Source organism: Streptomyces noursei ATCC 11455, from assembly GCF_001704275.1.
Classification (GTDB): domain Bacteria; phylum Actinomycetota; class Actinomycetes; order Streptomycetales; family Streptomycetaceae; genus Streptomyces; species Streptomyces noursei.
This window is the reverse complement of sequence record NZ_CP011533.1, coordinates 4139395-4160500: the sequence shown is the minus strand read 5'-3', so window position 1 is coordinate 4160500 and position 21106 is coordinate 4139395. Positions and strand designations below refer to the sequence as shown.

General features: G+C 73.3%; 20 protein-coding genes and 1 riboswitch. Of the genes, 10 read left to right on the top strand and 10 right to left on the bottom strand.

Going from position 1 to position 21106, the window contains the following annotated elements:
* Position 1: 1 nt before the first annotated feature.
* Positions 2 to 1333 (top strand): SGNH/GDSL hydrolase family protein, encoded by a 1332-nt coding sequence (locus tag SNOUR_RS17310; protein WP_067348039.1) that lies wholly within the window; start codon positions 2 to 4, stop codon positions 1331 to 1333.
* Positions 1334 to 1494: 161 nt separating this feature from the next.
* Here SNOUR_RS17310 and map read toward each other — a convergent pair whose 3' ends face one another.
* Complete coding sequence (gene map, locus SNOUR_RS17305; RefSeq protein ID WP_067348036.1) at positions 1495 to 2262, bottom strand: type I methionyl aminopeptidase; 768 nt, start codon at positions 2260 to 2262, stop codon at positions 1495 to 1497.
* Positions 2263 to 2396: 134 nt separating this feature from the next.
* Here map and SNOUR_RS17300 point away from each other — a divergent pair, with 134 nt between their 5' ends.
* Positions 2397 to 2693, top strand: a complete 297-nt coding sequence (locus SNOUR_RS17300; protein WP_067348033.1) for a helix-turn-helix domain-containing protein — start codon at positions 2397 to 2399, stop codon at positions 2691 to 2693.
* Positions 2694 to 2811: 118 nt separating this feature from the next.
* Here SNOUR_RS17300 and SNOUR_RS17295 read toward each other — a convergent pair whose 3' ends face one another.
* A complete protein-coding gene (locus tag SNOUR_RS17295) occupies positions 2812 to 3387 on the bottom strand; it encodes a TerD family protein (RefSeq protein WP_067348031.1) in 576 nt (191 codons plus the stop codon).
* A 270-nt stretch (positions 3388 to 3657) separates the two neighbouring features.
* On the opposite strand from SNOUR_RS17295, the gene arfB reads away from it, so the two are divergent.
* Positions 3658 to 4086: an alternative ribosome rescue aminoacyl-tRNA hydrolase ArfB gene (gene arfB / locus SNOUR_RS17290; RefSeq protein WP_067358424.1), complete on the top strand. Its 429-nt coding sequence runs from the start codon at positions 3658 to 3660 to the stop codon at positions 4084 to 4086.
* Between the two features lie 99 nt (positions 4087 to 4185).
* Here arfB and SNOUR_RS17285 read toward each other — a convergent pair whose 3' ends face one another.
* The gene (locus tag SNOUR_RS17285; RefSeq protein WP_229921746.1) at positions 4186 to 4800 is read right to left on the bottom strand and encodes a flavin reductase family protein; all 615 of its coding nucleotides are present in this window, start codon (positions 4798 to 4800) and stop codon (positions 4186 to 4188) included.
* Positions 4801 to 5157: 357 nt separating this feature from the next.
* On the opposite strand from SNOUR_RS17285, the gene cdgB reads away from it, so the two are divergent.
* Together cdgB and SNOUR_RS17275 are read left to right on the top strand one after the other, a co-directional pair.
* Positions 5158 to 6840, top strand: a complete 1683-nt coding sequence (gene cdgB, locus SNOUR_RS17280) for a diguanylate cyclase CdgB (RefSeq protein WP_067348030.1) — start codon at positions 5158 to 5160, stop codon at positions 6838 to 6840.
* A 264-nt stretch (positions 6841 to 7104) separates the two neighbouring features.
* Complete coding sequence (locus tag SNOUR_RS17275) at positions 7105 to 8022, top strand: carbohydrate-binding protein (RefSeq protein ID WP_067348028.1); 918 nt, start codon at positions 7105 to 7107, stop codon at positions 8020 to 8022.
* A gap of 64 nt (positions 8023 to 8086) precedes the next feature.
* Here SNOUR_RS17275 and SNOUR_RS17270 read toward each other — a convergent pair whose 3' ends face one another.
* The 3 genes from SNOUR_RS17270 to SNOUR_RS17260 all read right to left on the bottom strand — a co-directional run bounded on the left by SNOUR_RS17270 (position 8087) and on the right by SNOUR_RS17260 (position 11404).
* Positions 8087 to 9016 carry a 1-phosphofructokinase family hexose kinase gene (locus SNOUR_RS17270; RefSeq protein ID WP_067348025.1) on the bottom strand — a complete coding sequence of 310 codons (930 nt, stop codon included), beginning with the start codon at positions 9014 to 9016 and terminating at the stop codon, positions 8087 to 8089.
* Between the two features lie 211 nt (positions 9017 to 9227).
* The gene (gene nagA, locus SNOUR_RS17265) at positions 9228 to 10472 is read right to left on the bottom strand and encodes an N-acetylglucosamine-6-phosphate deacetylase (protein WP_067348023.1); all 1245 of its coding nucleotides are present in this window, start codon (positions 10470 to 10472) and stop codon (positions 9228 to 9230) included.
* Positions 10472 to 11404, bottom strand: a complete 933-nt coding sequence (locus tag SNOUR_RS17260) for an ROK family protein (RefSeq protein WP_067348021.1) — start codon at positions 11402 to 11404, stop codon at positions 10472 to 10474. Before SNOUR_RS17260 ends, nagA begins: the two co-directional genes overlap by 1 nt.
* 347 nt (positions 11405 to 11751) lie before the next feature.
* Here SNOUR_RS17260 and SNOUR_RS17255 point away from each other — a divergent pair, with 347 nt between their 5' ends.
* From SNOUR_RS17255 to otsB, 3 genes are all read left to right on the top strand, one after another.
* Positions 11752 to 13020 carry an ABC transporter substrate-binding protein gene (locus SNOUR_RS17255; protein WP_067348014.1) on the top strand — a complete coding sequence of 423 codons (1269 nt, stop codon included), beginning with the start codon at positions 11752 to 11754 and terminating at the stop codon, positions 13018 to 13020.
* Between the two features lie 87 nt (positions 13021 to 13107).
* Entirely contained in the window at positions 13108 to 13362 is a 255-nt protein-coding gene (locus SNOUR_RS17250) for a DUF3263 domain-containing protein (RefSeq protein WP_039633817.1), read from the top strand.
* Between the two features lie 99 nt (positions 13363 to 13461).
* Entirely contained in the window at positions 13462 to 14439 is a 978-nt protein-coding gene (gene otsB, locus SNOUR_RS17245) for a trehalose-phosphatase (RefSeq protein WP_067348013.1), read from the top strand.
* Between the two features lie 33 nt (positions 14440 to 14472).
* Here the strand turns inward: otsB and SNOUR_RS17240 are convergent, their stop codons facing one another.
* The 4 genes from SNOUR_RS17240 to SNOUR_RS17225 all read right to left on the bottom strand — a co-directional run bounded on the left by SNOUR_RS17240 (position 14473) and on the right by SNOUR_RS17225 (position 18951).
* Positions 14473 to 15162, bottom strand: coding sequence for a hypothetical protein (locus SNOUR_RS17240; protein WP_067348011.1), 690 nt, complete (start codon positions 15160 to 15162; stop codon positions 14473 to 14475).
* Between the two features lie 91 nt (positions 15163 to 15253).
* On the bottom strand, positions 15254 to 16342 hold the full coding sequence (locus tag SNOUR_RS17235; protein WP_312632606.1) for a cytochrome c oxidase assembly protein: 1089 nt from the start codon (positions 16340 to 16342) through the stop codon (positions 15254 to 15256).
* A 97-nt stretch (positions 16343 to 16439) separates the two neighbouring features.
* Positions 16440 to 17933 (bottom strand): alpha,alpha-trehalose-phosphate synthase (UDP-forming), encoded by a 1494-nt coding sequence (locus SNOUR_RS17230; protein ID WP_067348008.1) that lies wholly within the window; start codon positions 17931 to 17933, stop codon positions 16440 to 16442.
* 49 nt (positions 17934 to 17982) lie between these two features.
* Positions 17983 to 18951, bottom strand: coding sequence for a glucosyl-3-phosphoglycerate synthase (locus tag SNOUR_RS17225; RefSeq protein ID WP_067348006.1), 969 nt, complete (start codon positions 18949 to 18951; stop codon positions 17983 to 17985).
* A gap of 176 nt (positions 18952 to 19127) precedes the next feature.
* A riboswitch (SAM riboswitch) is annotated at positions 19128 to 19283 on the top strand.
* 17 nt (positions 19284 to 19300) lie between these two features.
* On the opposite strand from SNOUR_RS17225, the gene thrC reads away from it, so the two are divergent.
* Together thrC and SNOUR_RS17215 are read left to right on the top strand one after the other, a co-directional pair.
* Complete coding sequence (thrC, locus tag SNOUR_RS17220) at positions 19301 to 20578, top strand: threonine synthase (RefSeq protein WP_067348004.1); 1278 nt, start codon at positions 19301 to 19303, stop codon at positions 20576 to 20578.
* A 55-nt stretch (positions 20579 to 20633) separates the two neighbouring features.
* Complete coding sequence (locus SNOUR_RS17215; protein ID WP_067348001.1) at positions 20634 to 20912, top strand: MoaD/ThiS family protein; 279 nt, start codon at positions 20634 to 20636, stop codon at positions 20910 to 20912.
* Positions 20913 to 21106: the final 194 nt, after the last annotated feature.

Sequence of the window (21106 nt, the reverse complement as noted above, 5' to 3'; positions counted from 1 at the left end):
AATGATCATGTCTGGTTCCTTGGTGCGGCGTTCGGGGGTCGCGCTGGTGTCGGCGGCCGCGCTGGTGGCGCTGCCGGCCTTGCCGGCGCTGCCGGACGGGACGGGGGCGCCGGGTGCGGCGTATGCGGCAGGTCGGGCGGGCGCCGCGGACCGCGGTGGTGCCGCGCAGGCCGGGGAGCACTGGCGCGGTGGCTGGGCCGCCGCGCCGCAGCGACCGACCGAGGTGTTCGGGAAGAACTGGTCCGGGGAAGGCTTCGCGCGGCAGACCGTCCGCCAGGTCGTCCGGGTCGGCGCGGGCGGCGCGCAGGCCCGGATCAGGCTGTCGAACCGCTACGGCACGGCGCCGCTGAAGGTCGCCGGGGCGACCCTCGCGCGGGCCGACCAGGGCGCCGCCGTGCGGGCCGGCTCGGTGCGACAACTGACCTTCGGGCACGGGAAGTCGGCGACGATACCGGTCGGCGGCGAGCTGCTCAGCGACGGGGTGGGCCTGCGGGTGCGCGCCCTGGAGTCGGTCACCGTCACGCTGTATTTCGACGCGCCGACCGGTCCGGCCACCCTCCACGCGCTGGCCGGCGCCACCAGCTACCGCGCGGCCGGTGACCACCGGTCCGACGTGGGCGCCGCGGCGTTCACCGAGACCTCGCAGTCCTGGTACTACCTCTCGGGCGTCGAGTTCGCCGGCGGCGGGCCCGCCCGGCGGGACGGCATCGTCGCGTTCGGGGACTCCATCACGGACGGGTACGGCTCCACCTTCGGCACCAACCGCCGCTATCCGGACGCCCTGGCCGACCGGTTCGCCGCCGCGGGGCGCCCGCGCGGCGTCCTCAACGAGGGCATCGCCGGCAATCAACTGGTCAACACCACCGCGGACTTCGGCGAGAAGGCGACGGCCCGCTTCGCCAAGGACGCGCTCAACGGGCCGGACGTGGGCACCGTCATCCTGCTGGAGGGCATCAACGACATCGGGATGAGCGAGGTGGCGGTCGGGCCGGGCGGGCCGACCCCTGAGGTGTCGGTGCGGCAACTGATCGACGCACAGCGGGAGTTGATACGCCAGGCGCACCGCCGGGGCGTCAAGGTGATCGGCGCGACGCTGGCGCCGTTCAAGGGGGCGGCGTATTACACCGAGCGCGGCGAGATCAAGCGCGAGGCGCTCAACCGCTGGATACGCACCTCCGGCGAGTTCGACGGGGTGGTCGACCTGGACCGGGCGCTGTCCGACCCCGCCGACCGGGGGCGGATGGCCGCCGCGTACGACCAGGGGGACCATCTGCACCCGAACGACGCCGGGTACCGCGCGATGGCCCGGGCGATCGACCTCGACGCGGTCTGAGGCGGGACGGGAGGCACTCACCGGCGGGGCGTGGCGGCACTCACGGGTGGGGGCGGGCGACGTACCGCGCGGCGTGCCGCTCCCCGGCCCGCCGCCCCGGCCCGCGCCGTACCCCGGTCCGCGCGCCGCACCCGGTCGCGTGCCGCACGCCCGCGGCTCCCCTACGGCAGGGTGAGGACGCGCGGCCCCTCGTCCGTCACCGCGACGGTGTGCTCGAAGTGGGCCGCCCGGCTGCCGTCGATGGTGCGCAGGGTCCAGCCGTCGGCGTCGGCGGCGTAGTGGTTGCTGCCGCCGGCCAGGAACATCGGCTCGATGGCGATGACCAGGCCGTGGCGGAGCACGAGGCCGCGGCCCGGCCGGCCGTCGTTGGGGACCGGCGGGTCCTCGTGCATCGCCCGCCCGATGCCGTGGCCGCCGAAGTCCTCGGGGATGCCGTAGCCGGCCGCGCGGCCGATGCTGCCGATGGCGTGTGCGACGTCGCCGATCCGGGCGCCGACCACGGCCGCCGCGATGCCCGCCTCCAGGGCCCGCCGGGTGGTCTCCATCAGCCGGCGGTCCTCGGGCCGCTCGGTGCCGACCGTGAAGCTGAGGGCCGCGTCCCCGGCCCAGCCGTCGACGATCGCGCCGCAGTCGATGCTGACCAGGTCGCCGTCGCGCAGCCGGTAGCCGTTCGGGATGCCGTGCACGATCGCGTCGTTGACGGACGCGCAGATCACCGCGGGGAAGGGGGTGGGGGCGAAGGAGGGGCGGTAACCGAGGAACGGCGAGGTGGCGCCGGCCTCGCGCAGCACCGTGCGGGCCACCTCGTCCAGTTCGGTCAGCCGCATCCCGGGGGCGGCCGCGGCCCGGGCCGCGGCCAGCGCGTCCGCGACCACCCGGCCGGCCACCCGCATCGCGTCCAGTGACGCGTCGCTCTTGATCTCCACCATCGGTACGCCCTCCCTTTCCGCCACCCGGCGCTGCGCCCGGACGGCGTTCCGTCCCCGGGGTCGGAACCGCGTGTTCCGCCATCGGGCCGGTATTTGTTTACCGGTATTTGTTTACCGGTATTAGTATCACGGGCATGGTGCGAACTCCACTGACCCCCTGGGAGCGCGAACGCGGCGAGCGGCTGGGCATGCTGCTGCGCGCGGCACGCGGCGAGCGCAGCATGGTCGAGGTCGCCGCGGCGGCCGGGCTGTCGGCGGAGACGCTGCGGAAGATCGAGACCGGCCGGGCGCCGACGCCGGCGTTCTTCACGGTCGCCGCGCTCGCCGGGACGCTCGGCCTGTCGCTGGACGAGGTGGCCGTGCTCGCCACGCCGGCGGAATCGCCCCCCGGGACCGCCGACGACACCGGACACGGCAGCGCGGCCGCCTAGGGCTCTTCCGGGGGGCGCGAACGCCGAGGGCCGGCCCCTCTCGGGAGCCGGCCCTTGGTGCCGGAGGTTTCCGGCGGTGGTGTGCCGCGGTGCGGCCGCGCCTCGGTGGCGTGGTGTCTCAGACGTTGACGCCGAAGTCCTGCGCGATGCCGCGCAGGCCGGACGCGTAACCCTGACCCACGGCGCGGAACTTCCACTCCGCGCCGTTGCGGTACAGCTCGCCGAAGACCATGGCGGTCTCGGTGGCGGCGTCCTCGCTCAGGTCGTAGCGCGCGATCTCGGCGCCGCCGGCCTGGTTGATGATGCGGATGAAGGCGTTCCGTACCTGGCCGAAGTTCTGGCCGCGGTTCTCCGCGTCGTAGATGGAGACCGGGAAGACGATCTTGTCGATCTCGGCCGGCAGCGCGCCGAGGTTGACGTTGATCGACTCGTCGTCGCCCTCGCCCTGGCCGGTGGTGTTGTCGCCGGTGTGGACGATGGTCTGGTCCGGCGTCGCCTTGTTGTTGAAGAAGATGAAGTGCTGGTCGGAGTGGACCTTGCCGGTCGCGTTGACCGCGATGGCGCTGGCGTCGAGGTCGAAGTCCGTGCCCGTGGTCGTGCGGACGTCCCAGCCGAGGCCGACCGTGACGGCGGACAGGCCCGGTGCCTCCTTGGTGAGCGAGACGTTGCCGCCCTTGGACAGGCTTACAGCCATGGGAAGTCCCTTTCCTCGTCGAGTCGCGCCGACCTGGGGCCGGTGGTGCCGCTGCTGCGGGTGGTGTGGTGATGCCGCGGCGGACCCGCCCGGGAGCGGAGCCGCCGTCACCCACCTCAACGCCCCGGGACGACCGGGTGGTTCCAGCTCTCTTTACTTTCTTTGCCGAATCCTGATGGCCGTGCCGTGCCCGCTCCTCGAAGGCGGCGGCCCGTTCCGACCAGGAAAACCGAGGTGACGGACGGCCGTGGGCGCGGGATCATGGGGGGCATGTCCGGGCCCCATGTCATCCGAGGTTCGGTCGTCCTCCCGGAGGCCGAGCTGGTCTGGCGGTTCTCGCGCTCCTCCGGCCCGGGCGGCCAGCACGTCAACACCAGCGACAGCCAGGTCGAGTTGCGCTTCGACCTGGCGCGGACGAAGGCGCTGCCGCCGGTGTGGCGCGAGCGTGCCGTGGAGCGGCTGGCGGGCCGGCTGGTCGACGGGGTGCTGACGGTGCGCGCCTCCGAACACCGCTCGCAGTGGCGCAACCGCGAGATCGCGGCCGTGCGGCTGACCGCGCTGCTTGCCGAGGCCACCGCCCCGCCGCCCGCGCCGCGCCGCAAGACCCGCATCCCGCGCGGCATCAACGAGCGCCGGCTGCGCGAGAAGAAGCAGCGCGGCGACACCAAGCGGGGCCGCTCCGGCCGCGATTGGGGCTGACGGCGGCGTCCCTGCTCGGCGCCGGGCCGCCCCGCGCCCGGCCCCTGCGTCGGACCGCACCGGACCGCCCCGCACCGGACCGCCACGTCGGGCTCCCGTTCACCCCAGCTGTCGGTACTTCCCCCGGAAGTACGTCAGCGGACCGTCGTCCTCCCCGGACGTGGTCGTCGCCAGGACACGGCCGATGACGAGGGTGTGGTCCCCGGCCACCACCCGCTGCTCGGTCCGGCACTCCAGCGTCGCCAGCGCGCCCTCGATGAGCGGCGCACCGGACGCTTCGCCCTGTACGGAGGGAATGTCCTGGAAGAGCAGTCGGTCGCTGATCCGGCCCTTCATGGCGAATCGCGCCGCTACCTGTCGTTGGTGGCCCGACAGCACCGAGACCGCCCACAGCGGCTGCTGCGCCAGCAGGTCGTCCATCCGCGAGTCGTTGCGAACGCTCACCATCACCAGCGGCGGATCGAGCGACACGGAGAGGAACGCCGTCGCGGTCATCCCGACGCCCTCGCCGCGCGGTCCGGCGTCCGGATCGTGGGCGGTGATCAGCACCACGCCGGCGGCGAGGCGGGACAGGGCGGCGCGGAACTCGTCGTCACTCACCCCAACAGCATGCGCGATCGACCCGTCGCCCGGCAGGGAGGCGAGGGCGACGGTGGGGGCGGCGGTGGCGGCGGAGCCGGCGGCCGGGGTGGTGGCAGGAGTCTTCGTGAACACGCCACGAACGCTAACGCCGCTCGGGCGGGGCGCGCATCGGGCCTCCGGACCACCCGCGTCCTAGGTCCCGCGGCGGAGGCGGCGGCCGGCGGGTCCGGGGTGTGGATCACGCCGCCGGGTGGCCGGAATTTGCGTTCAGGAAGTTTTCAGGAGGTGTCCGGACGCCGTTCGCACGCTCGGACGAGCCCCTGGTCGGCGATCCGTAACGACCCGTCACTGCTTGTGACTTGAGTCACATGGGCCGCTAATTGTTGACCCTGTGTACCGGGTGAACAGCTCACTGTGATTCAGTGAGCGTGGAATCGGACGACGAAGAAACCGGTGGAGTTGCTGTCGAGGTCTCAGGGAGAGCGAGCGATGGAGACCGAGTCGGAGCCCTATGTCCGTCTTGCGACCCTGCGGCAGCTGCACCAAGTGGTCGCCGAACTGAACACCGCACGCAGCCTTGCGGACACCTTGCAGTGCGTCGCCGACGGGGCGATCGCCGGGCTCGGCTACGAGCTCGCCGCGGTCAACCTCGTACGGCCGGACGGTGATCTCGTGGTCGCCGCGGTGGCCGGCAGCGCGGGCGCGGAGGCGCTGATGGCCGGGCGGGTGGGCTCGCGCGCCTCATGGGAGCGCCGGCTGTCCATGGGGGAGCGCTGGGGCGAGCTGTGCTTCATCCCGTACACCGAGGGCTGGGTGCTGGACGACGACGACGTGCCGCAGTGGCACACCGCCGGGCCGGCACCGCGGTTCCCCGACGAGTGGCACCCGATGGACCGCCTCTTCGCGCCCATGTACACCGCCGCCAACGGCAACGGCGAACTGCTCGGCGTGCTCTCCGTGGACCGGCCGCGCAACGGCCGGCGCCCCGGCCCCTGGGGCCAGGAGGCGCTCCAGATGTACGCGTTCCAGTCCGCCATCGCGATCAGCAACGCCCGGCTGCGGGCCAACATGCAGCGGGCGCTGGTCCGCCTGGAACGCGAGCAGCAGGCGCTGCGGGCGAGCGAGGAAAGCTTCCGGCAGGCGTTCGAGTACGCGCCGAGCGGGATGGCCGTCGCCGAGATGGGCGGCGACCAGCACGGACGACTGCTGCGCACCAACGACGCGCTGTGCCGGCTGCTGGGCCGCCCGGCCTCCGGGATGCGCCGGCTGTCGTTCTCCGACATCTGCCACCCCGAGGACATCGGCACGCTGCTGCGCACCTCCGCGGAGGGCGGCCGGGCCGAACTGCGGCTCCAGCGCCGGGACAGCACCTATGTGTGGGTCTCGCTGCGCAACTCGGTGGTCGCCGACACCACCGACGGCCCCCGCTACCTGCTCACCCACGTCGAGGACATCGAGGAACGCAAACGGCACGAACTCCAACTCGCGCACCGGGCCAGCCACGACTCGCTGACCGGCCTGCCCAACAGCGCCGAGCTGCGGGCCCGGCTCTCCGCCCGGCTGTGCTCCCGCCCGCCGAGTGCGCCCGCCGACGCCTACGCCGCCTCGGGAGGCGGCGCCGACCCGCGCGCCCCGCACGGCTTCGTGGGAGACGGTTCGGAGGCGTTCGAGGGGCTCGACGGCTTCGAGGGCGAGCCGACGCCCCGCGGCGCCCTCCCCTTCGACCACCACGTCCACCTCTCCGCGCTCGCCGACGGCGCCGAGGACGACGGCGCCAAGGGCCTCGCGGTGCTCTTCTGCGACCTGGACGGCTTCAAGTCGATCAACGACCGCTTCGGCCACAACACCGGTGACGCGGTGCTGATCGAGGTCGCTCGCCGGCTGACCAGCGGTGTCCGCGACGGCGACACCGTCGCCCGGCTCGGCGGCGACGAGTTCGTGGTGCTCGCCGACGGGCTGGGCACGGCCGACGCCCAGGACCTCGCGGTCCGGCTGCGGAACGCGATCATCCCGCCGATCCGGGTCGAGGGCCGGGCCGTCCGGGTCGGCGCCAGCTTCGGCATCGGCTGGGCGAGCTGCGGGATGACGGCCGAGGAGGTGCTGGAGTCGGCCGACCAGCGGATGTACGTCGAGAAGCGGCGCTCGAAGAGCGGCCGGCGGGCGGCCGGCTGAGCCGCCCGCGACCGCCCGGCACCGGCCGCCCGGCCCGATGCCGCGCATCTCACACCCGCGGTGTCCTGCCTGGGCATCGCACGTTCACCGATCTGTAGCGATCTTGTGAACCTCCGGGGACGGCGTGGCCCGGCCCCGACGGGGTAGGCTGCGCCGATGCGGCGCGGCGGCGCCGGGAGGCCCGGAAGAGGCAGTTCGCGCGGAGCCCCGCGCACGCGTACGGACGCGCACAGACGCGTAGAGACCGCTTGGGAGTGACACGGAATGACGGCCGGCAACAACGGCGCGGACACGCCGGAGAACGACGACCCCTTCGCCCACCTGTACCGCTCGGAGGGCGGCGAGGGCGGCGCGGGCGCGTCGGGCGCCGGCACACCGCGGCAGCCAGGCGTCCCGCGAACCTCCTACAACCAGGTGCGCGCGGTCGGCGAGCGCCAGTACGGCACCCAGCAGGGCCAGCCCGGCTACGGCCGGCAGAACCCGCGCTCCGCCTCGGCGCACTACGCGGCCCCCGAGACGCTGCCCGGCGGCGGTGCCGCCGACCGCACCCGTCCGGCCCCGATGGCCCCCGAGCCCCGCAAGAGCCGCAACGGCCTGCTGATCGGCGCGGTCGCGGTGGTCGCGGTGGTGTGCATAGGCATCGGCGCGGCAATGCTGACCAACTCCGGTCAGTCCAAGGACGAGAGCGGCGCGAAGGACCCGGGCCCGACGGCCGCGGACTCGGTCGAGCCCAGCAAGCAGCCCTCCAGCAAGCCCACTCCGGGCGCCCTCCCCAAGGACGACGCGGGCGCGCTGCGCCTCGAAGGCGGCGCGACCACCGCCAAGGACGTCCCCGGTGCCCGCACCGCCAGCGGCTCGTACGTCGCCGGCATGAACACCCCCGGCGCGTCGGCCACTTGGACCCTCGACGTGGAAACCGCCGGCCAGTACAAGCTCTGGGTCGGCTACGGCGTACCGGGCAAGGACGCCAACCTCACGCTCAACATCAACGGGCAGGCGCTGACCCGGCCGATAAGCCTGCACAACTTCGCCCACGCCCCCGAGGGCGCCTGGGACAAGGGCTGGACCAAGTCCTGGTCGCTCATCCAGCTCAACAAGGGCACCAACACCATCAAGCTGTCCTGCGAGAACGGCAACCAGTGCGAGGTCAACCTCGACCAGGTCTGGCTCGCCCGGCCCTGACGGCGCCGCACCCCGCGGGACGGGGCCGGCGGTCCCACCCGAGGAGCGCGGCCCCGAGGGGCGCTCAGGCCGCCGCGGGACGGGCCGTCACCACCACGTGGGGCAGCAGTTCCTGATAGGTCGTGGCGTCGAACTCGCCCGCGGCGGGGGACCGTACGGTCGCGGCGGACAGTGCCACCGCGCGGCACAGCCGGTCCGGCCAGGGCAGCTCCTCGACCAGTCCGGACAGCAGGCCGGCCACCGCGGAGTCGCCGGCCCCGGTGGGGTTGCCGGCGAACCGGCGGGGCGGGGTGGCCTGCCAGGCACCGTCGGCGGTCACCGCGAGCATCCCGTCCGGGCCGAGTGAGGCGGCCACCGCGTGGGCGCCGCGGCGGCGGGCGTCGCGAGCGGCCCGCAGCGGTTCGGTGCTGCCGGTGAGGGCGGCCAGTTCGTCGGCGTTGGGCTTGGCGAGGTCGGGGCGGGCGGCCAGGCCGCGGCGCAGTGGTTCGCCGCTGGTGTCCAGCAGGACGGGGACCCCGGCGGCGTGGGCGGCGCGGGTGAGCCGGGCGTAGACGTCCACCGGGACGCCGGGCGGCAGGCTGCCGCAGAGCGCCACCGCCCGTGCCTCGCCCAGCAGTTCGCGGTAGGTGCCGAGGAAGGCGGCCCACTCGGTCGGGGAGACCGTCGGGCCCGGCTCGTTGAGCTGGGTGGTGTCGCCGGTGCCGGCGTCCACGACGGCGACGGTGCGGCGGGTGGCGCCGCCGACCGGGACCAGCGCGTCGGTGACGGCGGTCTCCTGGGCGAGCAGGGCGCGCAGCGCCTCGCCGGTGCCGCCGCCCGCGAAGCCGGTGGCGACGGTGCGGTGGCCGAGCGCGGCCAGCACGCGGGCGACGTTCAGGCCCTTGCCGCCGGGGCGTTCGGCGACCTCGGTGACGCGGTGCGTGGTGTGCGGACGGAGCCGGGGGACGCGGTAGGTGATGTCCAGGGCGGCGTTCAGCGTGACCGTGAGGATCATGGTCTCCCCTCCGGGAGGAGGCCGGCCGGACGGCCGTGGGTGAGGGCCCCGCGTTCCGCGGCGGCATACGGACAAGTGCGCGAGCGATCATGCCATCGCGGACGGCCGTAGGCCCAGACCCGGGTCGGCCACCCTGCCCGGCCCGGCCGCCGGGGCGGCGGTCGGGCCGGGGGTGCCCCCGGTGGTGGCGGGGGAGCGCCGGTCCGGTCGGTCAGACGCCGGGCGGGCGGCGCAGCCAGGAGCCCTGCCGCAGCACGCCCACCACGTCGTGGGCGGCGTCCAGGACGACCAGGTCGGCGTCCTTGCCGGTCTCCAGCGAGCCGGTCCGGTCGGCGATGCCCAGCAGCCGGGCGGGGTTGGCGGAGAGCGCCTGCACGGCCTGCTCGACGGTGAGGCCGTCGAGGGTGACGGCCCGTTTGAAGGCGCGGTCCAGGGTGAGCGTGGAGCCCGCGATGGAGCCGGCGGTGGGGCCCTCGCTGATCCGCGCGACGCCGTCCTTGACCTCGACCCGCATGGGGCCGAGCGGATACATCCCGTCGCTCATGCCGGCCGCGCCCATCGCGTCGGTGATGAAGGCGACCCGTTCGGCGCCCGCCGAGCGGAACGCCATCTGGAGGATCGACGGGTGCAGATGGGTGCCGTCGTTGATCAGCTCGACGGTGATCCGCTCGTCCTCCAGGAGCGCGGCGACCGGGCCGGGGGCACGGTGGCTGAGCGCGGGCATCGCGTTGAACAGGTGGGTGGCGACGGTGGCACCGGCGTCGATGGCCCGGCGGGTGGCGTCGTAGTCGGAGTCGGTGTGGCCGATGGCGGCGATCACCCCGGCGTCGGCGAGCAGCCGCACGGAGTCCAGCCCGCCCGGCAGTTCGGGGGCGACGGTCATCATCGCGGCGGTGCCGCGGGCGGCCTCGACCAGCCGGCGGACGTCCGCGGGGTCCGGGTCGCGCAGCAGCTCGGGCTGGTGGGCGCCGCAGCGGTGCGGGGAGATGAACGGCCCCTCGAAGTGGATGCCGGCCAGGTCGCCCTGCTGCACCAACTCGGCCAGGACCGCGGCCTGTCGGGCCAGGTCGTCCAGGTCGCCGGTGACGGTGGAGGCCACCATCGAGGTGGTGCCGTGCCGGCGGTGGGTGTCGACGACGGTCAGGCACTCCTCGGGGTCGGCGGACGAGAAGGAGCCGCCGCCCCCGCCGTGCACGTGCAGATCGACGAAGCCGGGGACGATCAGATGCCCCGTCAGGTCGAGGACGGTCGCGGTGTCGTCGTGGAGGTCCTGCGGCTCGGTCGCGTCCGGCGACCGGCCGCGGTCCTTGTCGCGACTGTGGACGGCGGTGATCCGGGTGCCCTCGATGGTGATCCGGCCGTGGTCGGTGACGCCGGAGGGCCGGGCGATCCGGGCGCCGGCCAGGATGGTGCGCCCGGCGTCCGAGGGCCGTCCCGCGGACTGTTGCTGTGCCATCAGGCGGTTACCTCCGTGGAGAGAAGATCCCAGGCGAGCAGTCCTGCGCCCAGGCAGCCGGCGGCGTCCCCGAGGGCCGCCGGGACGATCGTGGGGAGCTGCTGGAAGGTGACGCGCGCGCGGACCGCCTCCCGCAGTGGCGCGAACAGCGTGTCGCCGGCCTCCGCCAGCCCGCCGCCGATGATCAGCATCCGCGGGTCGAGCAGGGTGAGCCCGGCGACCAGGCCGTCGGCGAGCGCGTCCACGGCGCCCTGCCAGACCTCCCGGGCGCGCGGGTCGCCGGACTCCACGGCCTTGGCGCAGTCGGCGGCGCCGGCCCGCGGATCGCCGCAGACCGCGGCCCAGTCGCGGCCCACCGCCGCGGCCGAGGCCACCGTCTCCAGGCAGCCGCGCTGACCGCAGCCGCAGGTGTGACCCCCCGGCCGGACGACGAGGTGGCCGATCTCGCCGGCGCTCCCGTGGGCACCGGCCTCGATGCGGCCGTCGAGTCCGATGGCGCCGGCGATCCCGGTGCCCAGGGGGACGAACAGGAAGCGGTCGGCGTTCCGTCCGGCGCCGATCCGGCCCTCGGCCAGGCCGCCGGTGCGGACGTCGTGGCCGAGCGCGACCGGCACTCCGCCGAGGCGTTCGGAGAGCAGCGCCCGCATGGGCACGTCCCGCCAGCCGAGGTTGGCGGCGTAGACGGCGGTGCCGGTGGTCTCGTCGACGATGCCGGGGACGGCGACGCCGGCGGCCAGCGCGGTGCTGCCGAACCGCTCCCGGCCGACGTCGCGCAGCTCGGCGGCGAAGCCGAGGATCGTCTCGACGACCGCCTCGGGGCCGCGGTCGCGCCCGGTGGGGCGCCGCGCCTCGTACAGGAGGGTGCCGTCCGCCCCGGCGAGGGCGGCCTTCATTCCGGTGCCGCCCACATCAAGGGCGATGACGTGTTTCACGGGGGACAGTGTCGCGCGATCGGCCAATAAAGGTCTAGTCCACTCACCGTGCTGATCACCACGTACCGAAACGTCACCCACCCGTTCGTCGGCGGTCGGCCGTGTCCGGACGCCGCCGCCCGCGTCCGGACACGGATACGCGCCGGTAGCCTCTGTGTTCAGCCCTCCCGCGGGCCTCTGACCTGCGCAAGGGCGGGCCGATACGGAAGGTGGGGGGAGGGTGGTGTAGACCTTGTGGGGGACAGTGGGGAGATCCGCTGCTCTGCGTCGATCGCGGGCGATCCCCGAGACGGCGGAGGGAACACCCGCAAGCACGGAATTTTCGGGACAAAGGGGCGGTAACAGCGGTGCGACGGCGGTACGTGAGCCTGGCGGCGGCAGGACTGGCCGCCACCATGACACTGACTCTCACCGGCTGCGGCAGCGGCTCCGGGGGCAAGGACGTCGCCCTCACGCTGATCGCCGCGGACTACGGCGACAGCAAGACCAACAGCTCGCAGCACTACTGGGACGGACTGGTCCGCGCCTTCGAGGAGCAGAACCCCGGCATCAAGGTCGACGTCAAGGTCTACAGCTGGACCGACGTCGACAAGAAGGTCGAGGAACTGGTCGACTCCGGCAAGGCCCCCGACATGGCGCAGGTCGGCGCGTACGCCGACTACGCCGCCCGCGGCAAGCTCTACGGCGCCGACGACCTGCTCTCCATCCCCGTCCAGGCCGACTTCACCCCCTCCCTCGCGGAGGCCGGCGAATACCAGCGCAAGCAGTACGGCATGCCCTTCGGGGCCAGCACCCGGCGCCTCTTCTATAACAAGAAGCTGTTCGCCGCCGCCGGCATCACCGCGCCGCCGCAGAACTGGAGCGACATCCTCAGCGACGCCCAGGCGCTCAAGGCGCACGGCGTGAAGATCCCCTTCGCGCTGCCGCTCGGCCCCGAGGAGACCCAGGCCGAGACGCTGGAGTGGATGCTCGCCGGCGGCGGCGACTACACCGATCAAATCGGCAAGTACACCGTCAACTCGCCCGAGAACGTCAAGACCTTCGAGTGGCTCCAGAAGGAACTCGTCGGCAAGGACCTCACCGGAGGCGACCCCGCCAAGCTCAACCGCGAGGACGCCTTCGCCGGCTTCGCCGACGGCGACGTCGGCATGCTCAACGGCCACCCCACCCTCATGAAGCAGGCCGAGGCCAAGGGCATCGACTACGGCACCGTCGAACTCCCCGGCACCACCGGCAAGGCGAAGGCCACCATGGGAGTCGCCGACTGGATGATGGCGTTCAAGCAGAACGGCCACCGCACCGAGGTCGGCAAGTTCCTGGACTTCGTCTACAGCAAGAAGAACGTCCTCACGTTCTCCGCCGACTACAACCTGCTGCCGGTCACCAGCTCCGCCTCCCAGGCGATGCTCGCCGACGACCGCTTCAGCAAGCTGCACGGCTTCCTCAACCAGCTGCCCAACGCCCACTTCTACCCGTCCAACAAGACGTCCTGGCCGCTGGTCTCCAAGACCGTCAAGGCCCGGATGGGCGCCGCGGTCGGCCCGCAGGGCAACCCCTCGGCGACCCTCACCGACATCCAGAACATCGCGGACACCGCCGACAACTCCACCGAATAGCGCCGCCCGCGGGCCCGGCGGACCACCCCCGGGCCCGTGTCCGCGGTGGGCTTATCGTGGGAAACAGACGACGGACGGTGGAGTGGGATGACGGACGGCACCGATGCGGGCACCGAGCGCGGGCTCTCGGCCCGTGACGAGGCGGTGCTCGCCGTCGAACGCCGCTCCTGGCCCGGCCCCGGCGCCAAGGAACGCGCCATCCGCGAGCAGCTCGGCATCTCCCCGACCCGCTACTACCAACTCCTCAACGCCCTGCTCGACGACCCCCGGGCACTGGCGCACGACCCGGTGACGATCAACCGGCTGCGCCGCGTACGGGACGCGCGACGGGCGCGGCGCTGACCCGAGCCGGCCCCCGTCTCCGCACCGCGCGCCGCATCCCCCGCCCGATGCGCCCGTACACCCGCCGTGCGCCCGTGTCCCGCCGGTAGGGTCGGCGTCATGGGCACCCCGAACGCCGCGCCACCTCCCGAACCAGCGCCGGACCCCGCGCCGGCGCCGCCCGCCGTCCCGATCCCGGACGCCCCCGCCGGCCGGGCGGGCCTCGCCGCCCTGCTGGCCCACCCCGAACGCGCCGTCGTCGCCCTCGACTTCGACGGCACCCTCGCCGACATCGTCCCCGACCCCGCCAAGGCCCGCGCCCACCCCGGCGCCCCCGAGGCCCTGGCCCGACTCGCCCCGCACCTGCGCGCGATCGCGGTGATCACCGGCCGTCCGGCCGGCGTCGCGGTCCGCCTCGGCGGCTTCGACAAAGTGCCGGGCCTGACCCACCTCGTCGTCCTCGGCCACTACGGTGCCGAACGCTGGGACGCCGCGACCGGCGCCCTGCACGCCCCCGCCCCGCACCCGGGCATCGCCGCCATACAGGCCGAACTCCCCGGCGTACTGGACCGATCCGGCGTCTGGCACGGCACCTGGGTCGAGACCGCCGTCGAGCGCAAGGGCGGCCGGGCCATCGCCGTGCACACCCGCCGCGCCGCCGATCCGCAGCGCGCCTTCGAGCGGCTGCGGGAACCGCTCACCGCGCTCGCCGAGCGCCACGGCCTGATCGTCGAACCGGGCCGGCTGGTGCTGGAGCTGCGCCCGCCCGGGATGGACAAGGGCGTCGCGCTCGCCGAGTGGGTCGCGGAGACCGGGGCCGCCGCCGTCCTGTACGCCGGCGACGACCTCGGTGACCTGGCCGCCTTCGCCGCCGTCGAGAAGCTGCGCTCCGACGGCACGGCCGGCGTGCTGGTGTGCAGCGGCAGCAGCGAGGTCACCGAACTCGCCGAGCGCGCCGACCTGGTCGTCGACGGCCCGAAGGGCGTGGTGGCCCTGCTCAACGCCCTCGCGGACCACATCGAGAACCCGCCACAGCAGCCGGACGGGCCGGGTGAGTCGGACGAGCCGCATGGGACGGACGAGCCGGACAGGCCCTAGGGGGCGGAGGGAGCCTGCGGGAAGGGCCCGGGGCTACTCCTTGAGGCCCAGGGAGGACAGCGCCGTCGTCCAGTCGTGCGCGATGGCCTGCTGCGCCTTGCCCAGATCGGCCTTGCCGGAGCAGATGGCAGCCTTGAGCTTGTTCTCCACGCCGTCCTTGGGGTTGTTGGGCCCGGCGCCCGGCTTGTGCCCCGGGGACGGCGGCTCGACCCAGAGGTTGCGCGGGTCGTTGGGGTCGCCGCCCAGCTGGAGGCTGATGAGGTGGTCGTACTCGGCGTCGTGCGGCGAGCCGGTGTAGCCGTAGGACTTGGCGTTGGCGGTCTTCTCGCGCCCGGTGATGCTCACCGGCGGCCGGATGCCCTTGGTGTACCCGCTCTGGCAGATCGTGGTCTTCAGCGTCTGCGGGGTGACCTTGGGGTTGGTCGCCCCGGGGGTGCACGTGGGGTCGGGCAGGGGCTGCTTGTCCGCGGTGTAGCGGAAGTGGCAGGTGCCGGGGGCGGGTTGGCGCTGCACCGTGTACGCCGACTGCGGCCCGGGGCCGACGGGTATCGACCCCGACGGTGCGGAGGCGGACGCCGACCCGGACGGCGGCGTGCCGCCCTTCGGGTCGGTGCCGCCCTTCCCGGTCTTCCCGGACGAACAGCCGGCGACCGCGGTCGCCAGGACGGTGACGGCCGCAACCGCGGCCCACCGTGCGGAGTATGAACGTGTGCTGAGGCGCATGGGAAAGAACTACCCCGTTCCGGCCCGCCGCAGCCACGGCACGGGAGCGCGGGGGAGCCCCGAAGGGGCGGACGAGGCGGGACGACAGGTCCTAGCGCCCCCGCCGGAACCGTTCCCCGACCTCCCCCTGGTCGGTCTCCCACCAGGGCCGCGTCAACTCCGGCTGCGGCACGGCCGCCTCGCCCGGCGACGTGGCCGTGGCCGTGGCCGTGGTCGTAGCCGTGGACGCGGCCGTCGTCGTGGTCGTCGCGGTCGTCGTGGGCGTCGCCGCGGCCACCGCCAGCTCCCGGTCCAGCCGCTCGTCCAGCGCCCGCGTCCTGCGCCGCTCGTCGCGCACCCACTCCGCGAACACCGCGATCAGGAACGGCAGTCCGACCAGCTCGGCGATGGTCAGCATCAGCCCGCCGCCGATCATCTGGTCCTGCTGCGGGCTCGGATCCCACGGCCGGTGCTGGGACGCGTACCAACCGCCCGCGATCAGCGTCCCGCTGGTCATCACCACGATCCCCGGCACCGCGTCCACCAGGCCGTCCAGCAGCACCAGCAGCGCCCGCACCGGATGGCTGCACCACGACGGCAGCAGCTCCTGGCGGGTGAGCATCGGCAGCACGAAGAGGCTGCCGGTGACGAGCAGTTGCAGATACATCAGCTCGTGCAGCGGACCGTGCCGCAGCGCGGTCGGGAAGTACGGCGTGAAGTAGATCGCCAGCTCGGAGGAGAGCACCAACACCGTGCTGACCAGCGGAAACGTCAGGAAGCGGAGGAGTCGACCGGAGAGCGCCGCGCGCAGCCGGCGGGCCGCCGGCCGCTCCTGCGACAGCGCGGCGAGCGCCAGCGACAACGGGTCGCCCAGCGCCAGCCCCAACGGCGCGATCAGGTCCAGCACGATGTTCTGCACCGCGGCCGGCCAGAACAGCTCATGGTCGTAGACCGCCAGCCCCGACATGGTGGCCAGCGCGATCGCGCCCAGCCCCAGCCCGGCGAACGCCACCGTCCGGGCCACCGGCCAGCGCTCCCCGCGCCGCGCCAGCCGCACCACGCCCCAGGCGTAGAGGCCGCCCAGCACGAGGATCAGCACCAGCGCGTACGGGTCGAGCCGCCAGCTGTCGATCAGCCGCCCGGCGGTCAGCTCCGGCAGACCGGACGCGACCGTCGTCGAAGCAAGCGTTGTCACTGTCACGGCCCACCACGCTAGACCCGCGCGTCGACGATCTACCGGCGGGGTTCCCTCTCGCCCGCCCCCGGGGCCGGCGGCCCGGCCGGCGCCCGCCCGCCGGTCACTCGCCCAGCGCCTGCAACTGCTCCAGGAACCACCGCGCCGGCGGCAGCGCGGTCGCCGCCGCGGCCAGCCGGGCGGTGCGCGCGGCCCGCTCCTCGGCCGACATGGACAGCGCGGTGTGCAGCGCCTCGGCGGTCTGCCCCACGTCGTAGGGGTTGACCGTCAGCGCGTCCGCACCGAGCTCCTCCCAGGCACCGGCCTCCCGGGAGAGCACCAGGGCGCACCCGGCGTCGGAGACCACCGGGACCTCCTTCGCGACGAGGTTCATCCCGTCCCGGATCGGGTTGACCAGCGCCACGTCCGCCAGCCGGTACGCCGCCAGCGACCGCGCGAAGTCGTCCTTGACGTGCAGCACGACCGGCTGCCAGCCCGCCGTCCCGTATTCCGCGTTGATCTCCTCGGCGAGCGCGCCGACCTGCGCGGTGTAGTCGCGGTAGACGGCCAGGTCCTGCCGCGAGGGATAGGCGAACGCCAGGTGCACCACCCGCTCGCGCCACTCCGGCCGGTCGGCCAGCAGCCGCCGGAAGGCCAGCAGCCCGCGCACGATGTTCTTGGACAGCTCCGTCCGATCCACCCGGACGACCGTCTTCCGGTCGGTGCCGCCGATCTGCCCGCGCAGCGCCGCCATCCGCTCCTCGACGTCCGGCCGCCGGGAGCGCTCCCGCAGGAACTCCGCGTCCGCCCCGAGCCCATGGACCCCGATCCGGGTCCGGTGCGCCTTCCGGTCCGGCGGCACCGCGACCACGCTGGGCGCCTCGTGCCGCGGCCAGTGCGCCGTGCAGTCCGGCCCCAGCGCCCGCTCGCAGCACGCGGTGAACGCCCGCGCCCACCGCTCGGTCAGGAAGTTCGCCCGGTCGGCGCCGAGAATGCCCAGCAGCAGCTGCCGCTGGACGTCGTCGGGCAGCATCGCGAAGTACTCCGGCGGCGCCCACGGGGTGTGCGAGAAGTGCGCGATCCGGACGTCCGGCCGCACCGCGCGCAGCATCGCCGGCACCAGCGCCAGGTGGTAGTCCTGCACCAGCACCGCCGCCCCCGGGCCCGCACTGTCCGCCAGCGCCGAGGCGAACGCGGCGTTGTACGCCTCGTACGCCGCCCACTGGCCCCGGAAGTCGGCGTCGAACACCGGCTCCAGCGGCGTCTGGTACAGCATGTGGTGGACGAACCACAGCACGGAGTTGGCGACGCCGTTGTAGGCCGCGGCGTGCACATCCGCCGGGATGTCCAACATCCGGACGCGCTGCCCACCGGCGTCCGCCACGTCCAGCAGCCCGCCGGTCCGCCGAGCCGCCTCCCGGTCGCCGTCCCCCAGCGCCGAGCACACCCACAGCGCATCGGTGTCGGCCCCGATCGCCGAGAGCCCCGACACCAGCCCCCCGCCACCCCGCTTGGCGCTCAGCTCACCGCCCTCTCCCAGGGCGTACGACACGGGCCCGCGGTTGGACGCGACGAGGACCTCGGCACCTGGCTGGACCGCACTGCGCTCGGAGACCATGTCGCGACATTAACCCGTCACGGATCCGCGCAAACGTACGGATCGCCCCTCAGGCCGCCCGCCGTTCCGCGTACTCCGGTATTTCGGCCATCGGCGGACGCTCCTCGGTGTCCACCCCCGTCGTCCGCGGCACGAAGCCGTGCTCGCCGCGCTCGAACTGGGTCAGCCGGGGCCGCACCAAATGGCCGCGGGCCAGCCGGAGTTGGGCGGTGCGGTAGATCGCCGCGGCCATCCGGCCGAGCGCCTGGCCGCCCTGGTGGCGGTGCCTGCGCACCCCGACGTCCACCTGCGCCAGGGCGTCCAGCCCGACGGTGTGCAGCGCGTCCACCAGCAGACCCAGCTCCACGCCGTAGCCGACCGGGAACGGCAGCCGCTCCAGCAGCGAGCGGCGCGCCGCGTACTCCCCGCCCAGCGGCTGCACGAACCCGGCCAGCCGCGGCCAGTGGAGGTTGAGCAGCGGCCGGGCGACCAGCTCGGTGACCCTGCCGCCCTGCTCGCCTCCGGCGGGACGCCCGCCCTGGCCGGTGTCCAGCGGCCGGTCGTACATCGCCTTGACGAACTGGACCTCCGGGTCGGTCAGCAGCGGCCCGACGATCCCCGAGACGAAGGTGGAGGAGAACTCCCGCAGGTCGGCGTCGACGAAGCAGACGATGTCGCCGCTGGTCACCAGCAGTGAGCGCCACAGCACCTCGCCCTTGCCGGGCAGCGCCGGGATCCGGGGCAGCACGCTGTCCCGGTGGACGACCCGGGCGCCGGCCGCCGCGGCGACCTCGGCGGTGCGGTCGGTGGAGCCCGAATCCAGCACCACCAGCTCGTCGACCAGCGGCACCTCCTCGGTCATCAGATCGGCGCGGATCGCCGCGACGATCGCGCCGACCGTCGCCTCCTCGTCGAGCGCGGGCAGCACCACGCTGACCGTCCGCCCCGTCTGGCGCTTGGCCTCCAACAGCTGCTCCAGGGGGCGGTCCGCGGCGGACCAGGAGCGGCCGGCCAGCCAGCGCTCCACTTCTTCCAGCACGTCTACGACTCTCCTCGGCGGCCCCCCGAACGGGAGCCCGTTATGTGATCCATCTCGCGGACCGGACGACTATCTCAACGGTGAGTGCCTTCGGTTACAGTCTTGAACAACGCGGAGGACCCTCGCATGTCGGGGTCGCCGCGCAACAAACGCCTGGGTTCCACCCAGTGCCATACCGCTCATCCAGAGGGGCAGAGGGACACGGCCCGTTGAAGCCCCGGCAACCCTCCAGCCGGTCTCCGCCGCACGGCAGCACAGTGCGCGCGAGGCTCCCGGCTAGGGAAGGTGCCAAATCCGTCTCACGGCGAAATGCGTCGTGAGGAAGATGAGGAGAAAGGGCCTCGCCTCCATGGCTGTGCAAGCAACCGAATCCACGCCTTCTGTCGCACTCGGTCCCGCCGTCGCCCTGTCCTGTCGCGAATGCGGCGAGCGCTTCCCGCTCGGCCCGATCTTCGCGTGCCAGGAGTGTTTCGGCCCGCTGGAAGTCGCCTACGCGCTTCCCACCGGCGACCCCGAGGCACTGAAGAAGCAGATCGAGGCCGGTCCCGCCAACATCTGGCGCTATGCGCCGCTGCTGCCCGTCCCCGCGGACGTGGCCGACAAGCCCAACCTCAACCCCGGTTTCACCAAGCTCGTCAAGGCCGACCGGCTCGCCGCCGAGCTGGGTGTCACCGGCGGCCTGTACGTCAAGGACGACTCCGGCAACCCCACCCACTCCTTCAAGGACCGGGTCGTGGCGATCGCCGTCGAGGCCGCCCGCGCCTTCGGCTTCACCACCCTCTCCTGCTCCTCGACCGGCAACCTCGCCGGTGCGGTCGGCGCCGCGGCGCGCCGCGCGGGCCTGAAGTCCTGCGTCTTCATCCCGCACGACCTGGAGCCCGGCAAGGTCGTGATGGCCGCGGTCTACGGCGGTGACCTGGTCGCCATCGAGGGCAACTACGACGACGTCAACCGCTTCTGCTCCGAGCTCATCGGCGACCCGCTGGGCGAGGGCTGGGGCTTCGTCAACGTCAACCTCCGCCCGTACTACGGCGAGGGCTCCAAGACGCTGGCGTACGAGATCTGCGAGCAGCTCGGCTGGCGGCTGCCGGACCAGCTGGTCATCCCCATCGCGTCCGGCTCCCAGCTCACCAAGATCGACAAGGGGCTGAAGGAGCTGATCGCCCTCGGCCTGGTCGAGGACAAGCCGTACAAGATCTTCGGGGCGCAGGCCGAGGGCTGCTCGCCGGTGTCCGCGGCCTTCAAGGCCGGGCACGAGGTCGTCAGGCCGCAGAAGCCGAACACCATCGCCAAGTCGCTGGCGATCGGCAACCCGGCGGACGGCCCGTACGTGCTCGACATCGCGCGCCGCACCGGCGGGGCCGTCGAGGACGTCACCGACCCGCAGATCGTGGACGCGATCAGGCTGCTGGCCCGTACGGAGGGGATCTTCGCGGAGACCGCGGGCGGCGTGACCGTCGGCGTGACCAGGAAGCTCATCGAGAACGGCGTGCTGGACCCGTCGCTGACCACCGTCGTGCTGAACACCGGTGACGGCCTGAAGACCCTCGACGCCGTCGCCGCCGGGCCCACCGCCACCATCCGGCCGGACCTGGACGCGTTCCGCGCGGCCGGCCTGGCCGGCTGAGCCGTCCCTCCGCCCGCCCGTTCCGCACCCCCCGTACCTCCTGGAAGGCAGAACCATGAGCGTCAAGGTCCGCATCCCCACCATCCTGCGCACGTACACCGGCGGCGAGGCCGAGGTCACCGCCGAGGGCGCGACCCTCTCCGAGGTGATCGCCGACCTGGAGAAGAACCACCAGGGCATCGCGGCCCGGGTGCTCGACGACGCGGGCAAGCTGCGCCGCTTCGTGAATGTCTACGTCAACGACGACGACGTCCGTTTCGAGCAGGGACTCCAGACGCCGACCCCGGAAGGCGCGGGCGTCTCCATCATCCCGGCGGTCGCCGGAGGCTGCTGATACGCCCGACGACTGTCCGGTGCGGCGCGATATGGATCGTATTCGCGCCAACTCTTTGCCGGTAGTGACCGGAAATTGCCCCGTCCGAGCTAAACGGACGGGGCAATTCCGTGTTGTGAAAGGCGATACCATTGGGGTGATCCCCCTCCGGTTATCTCCGTGCGCATGCCGAACGCATATGAGATCGCGGTGAC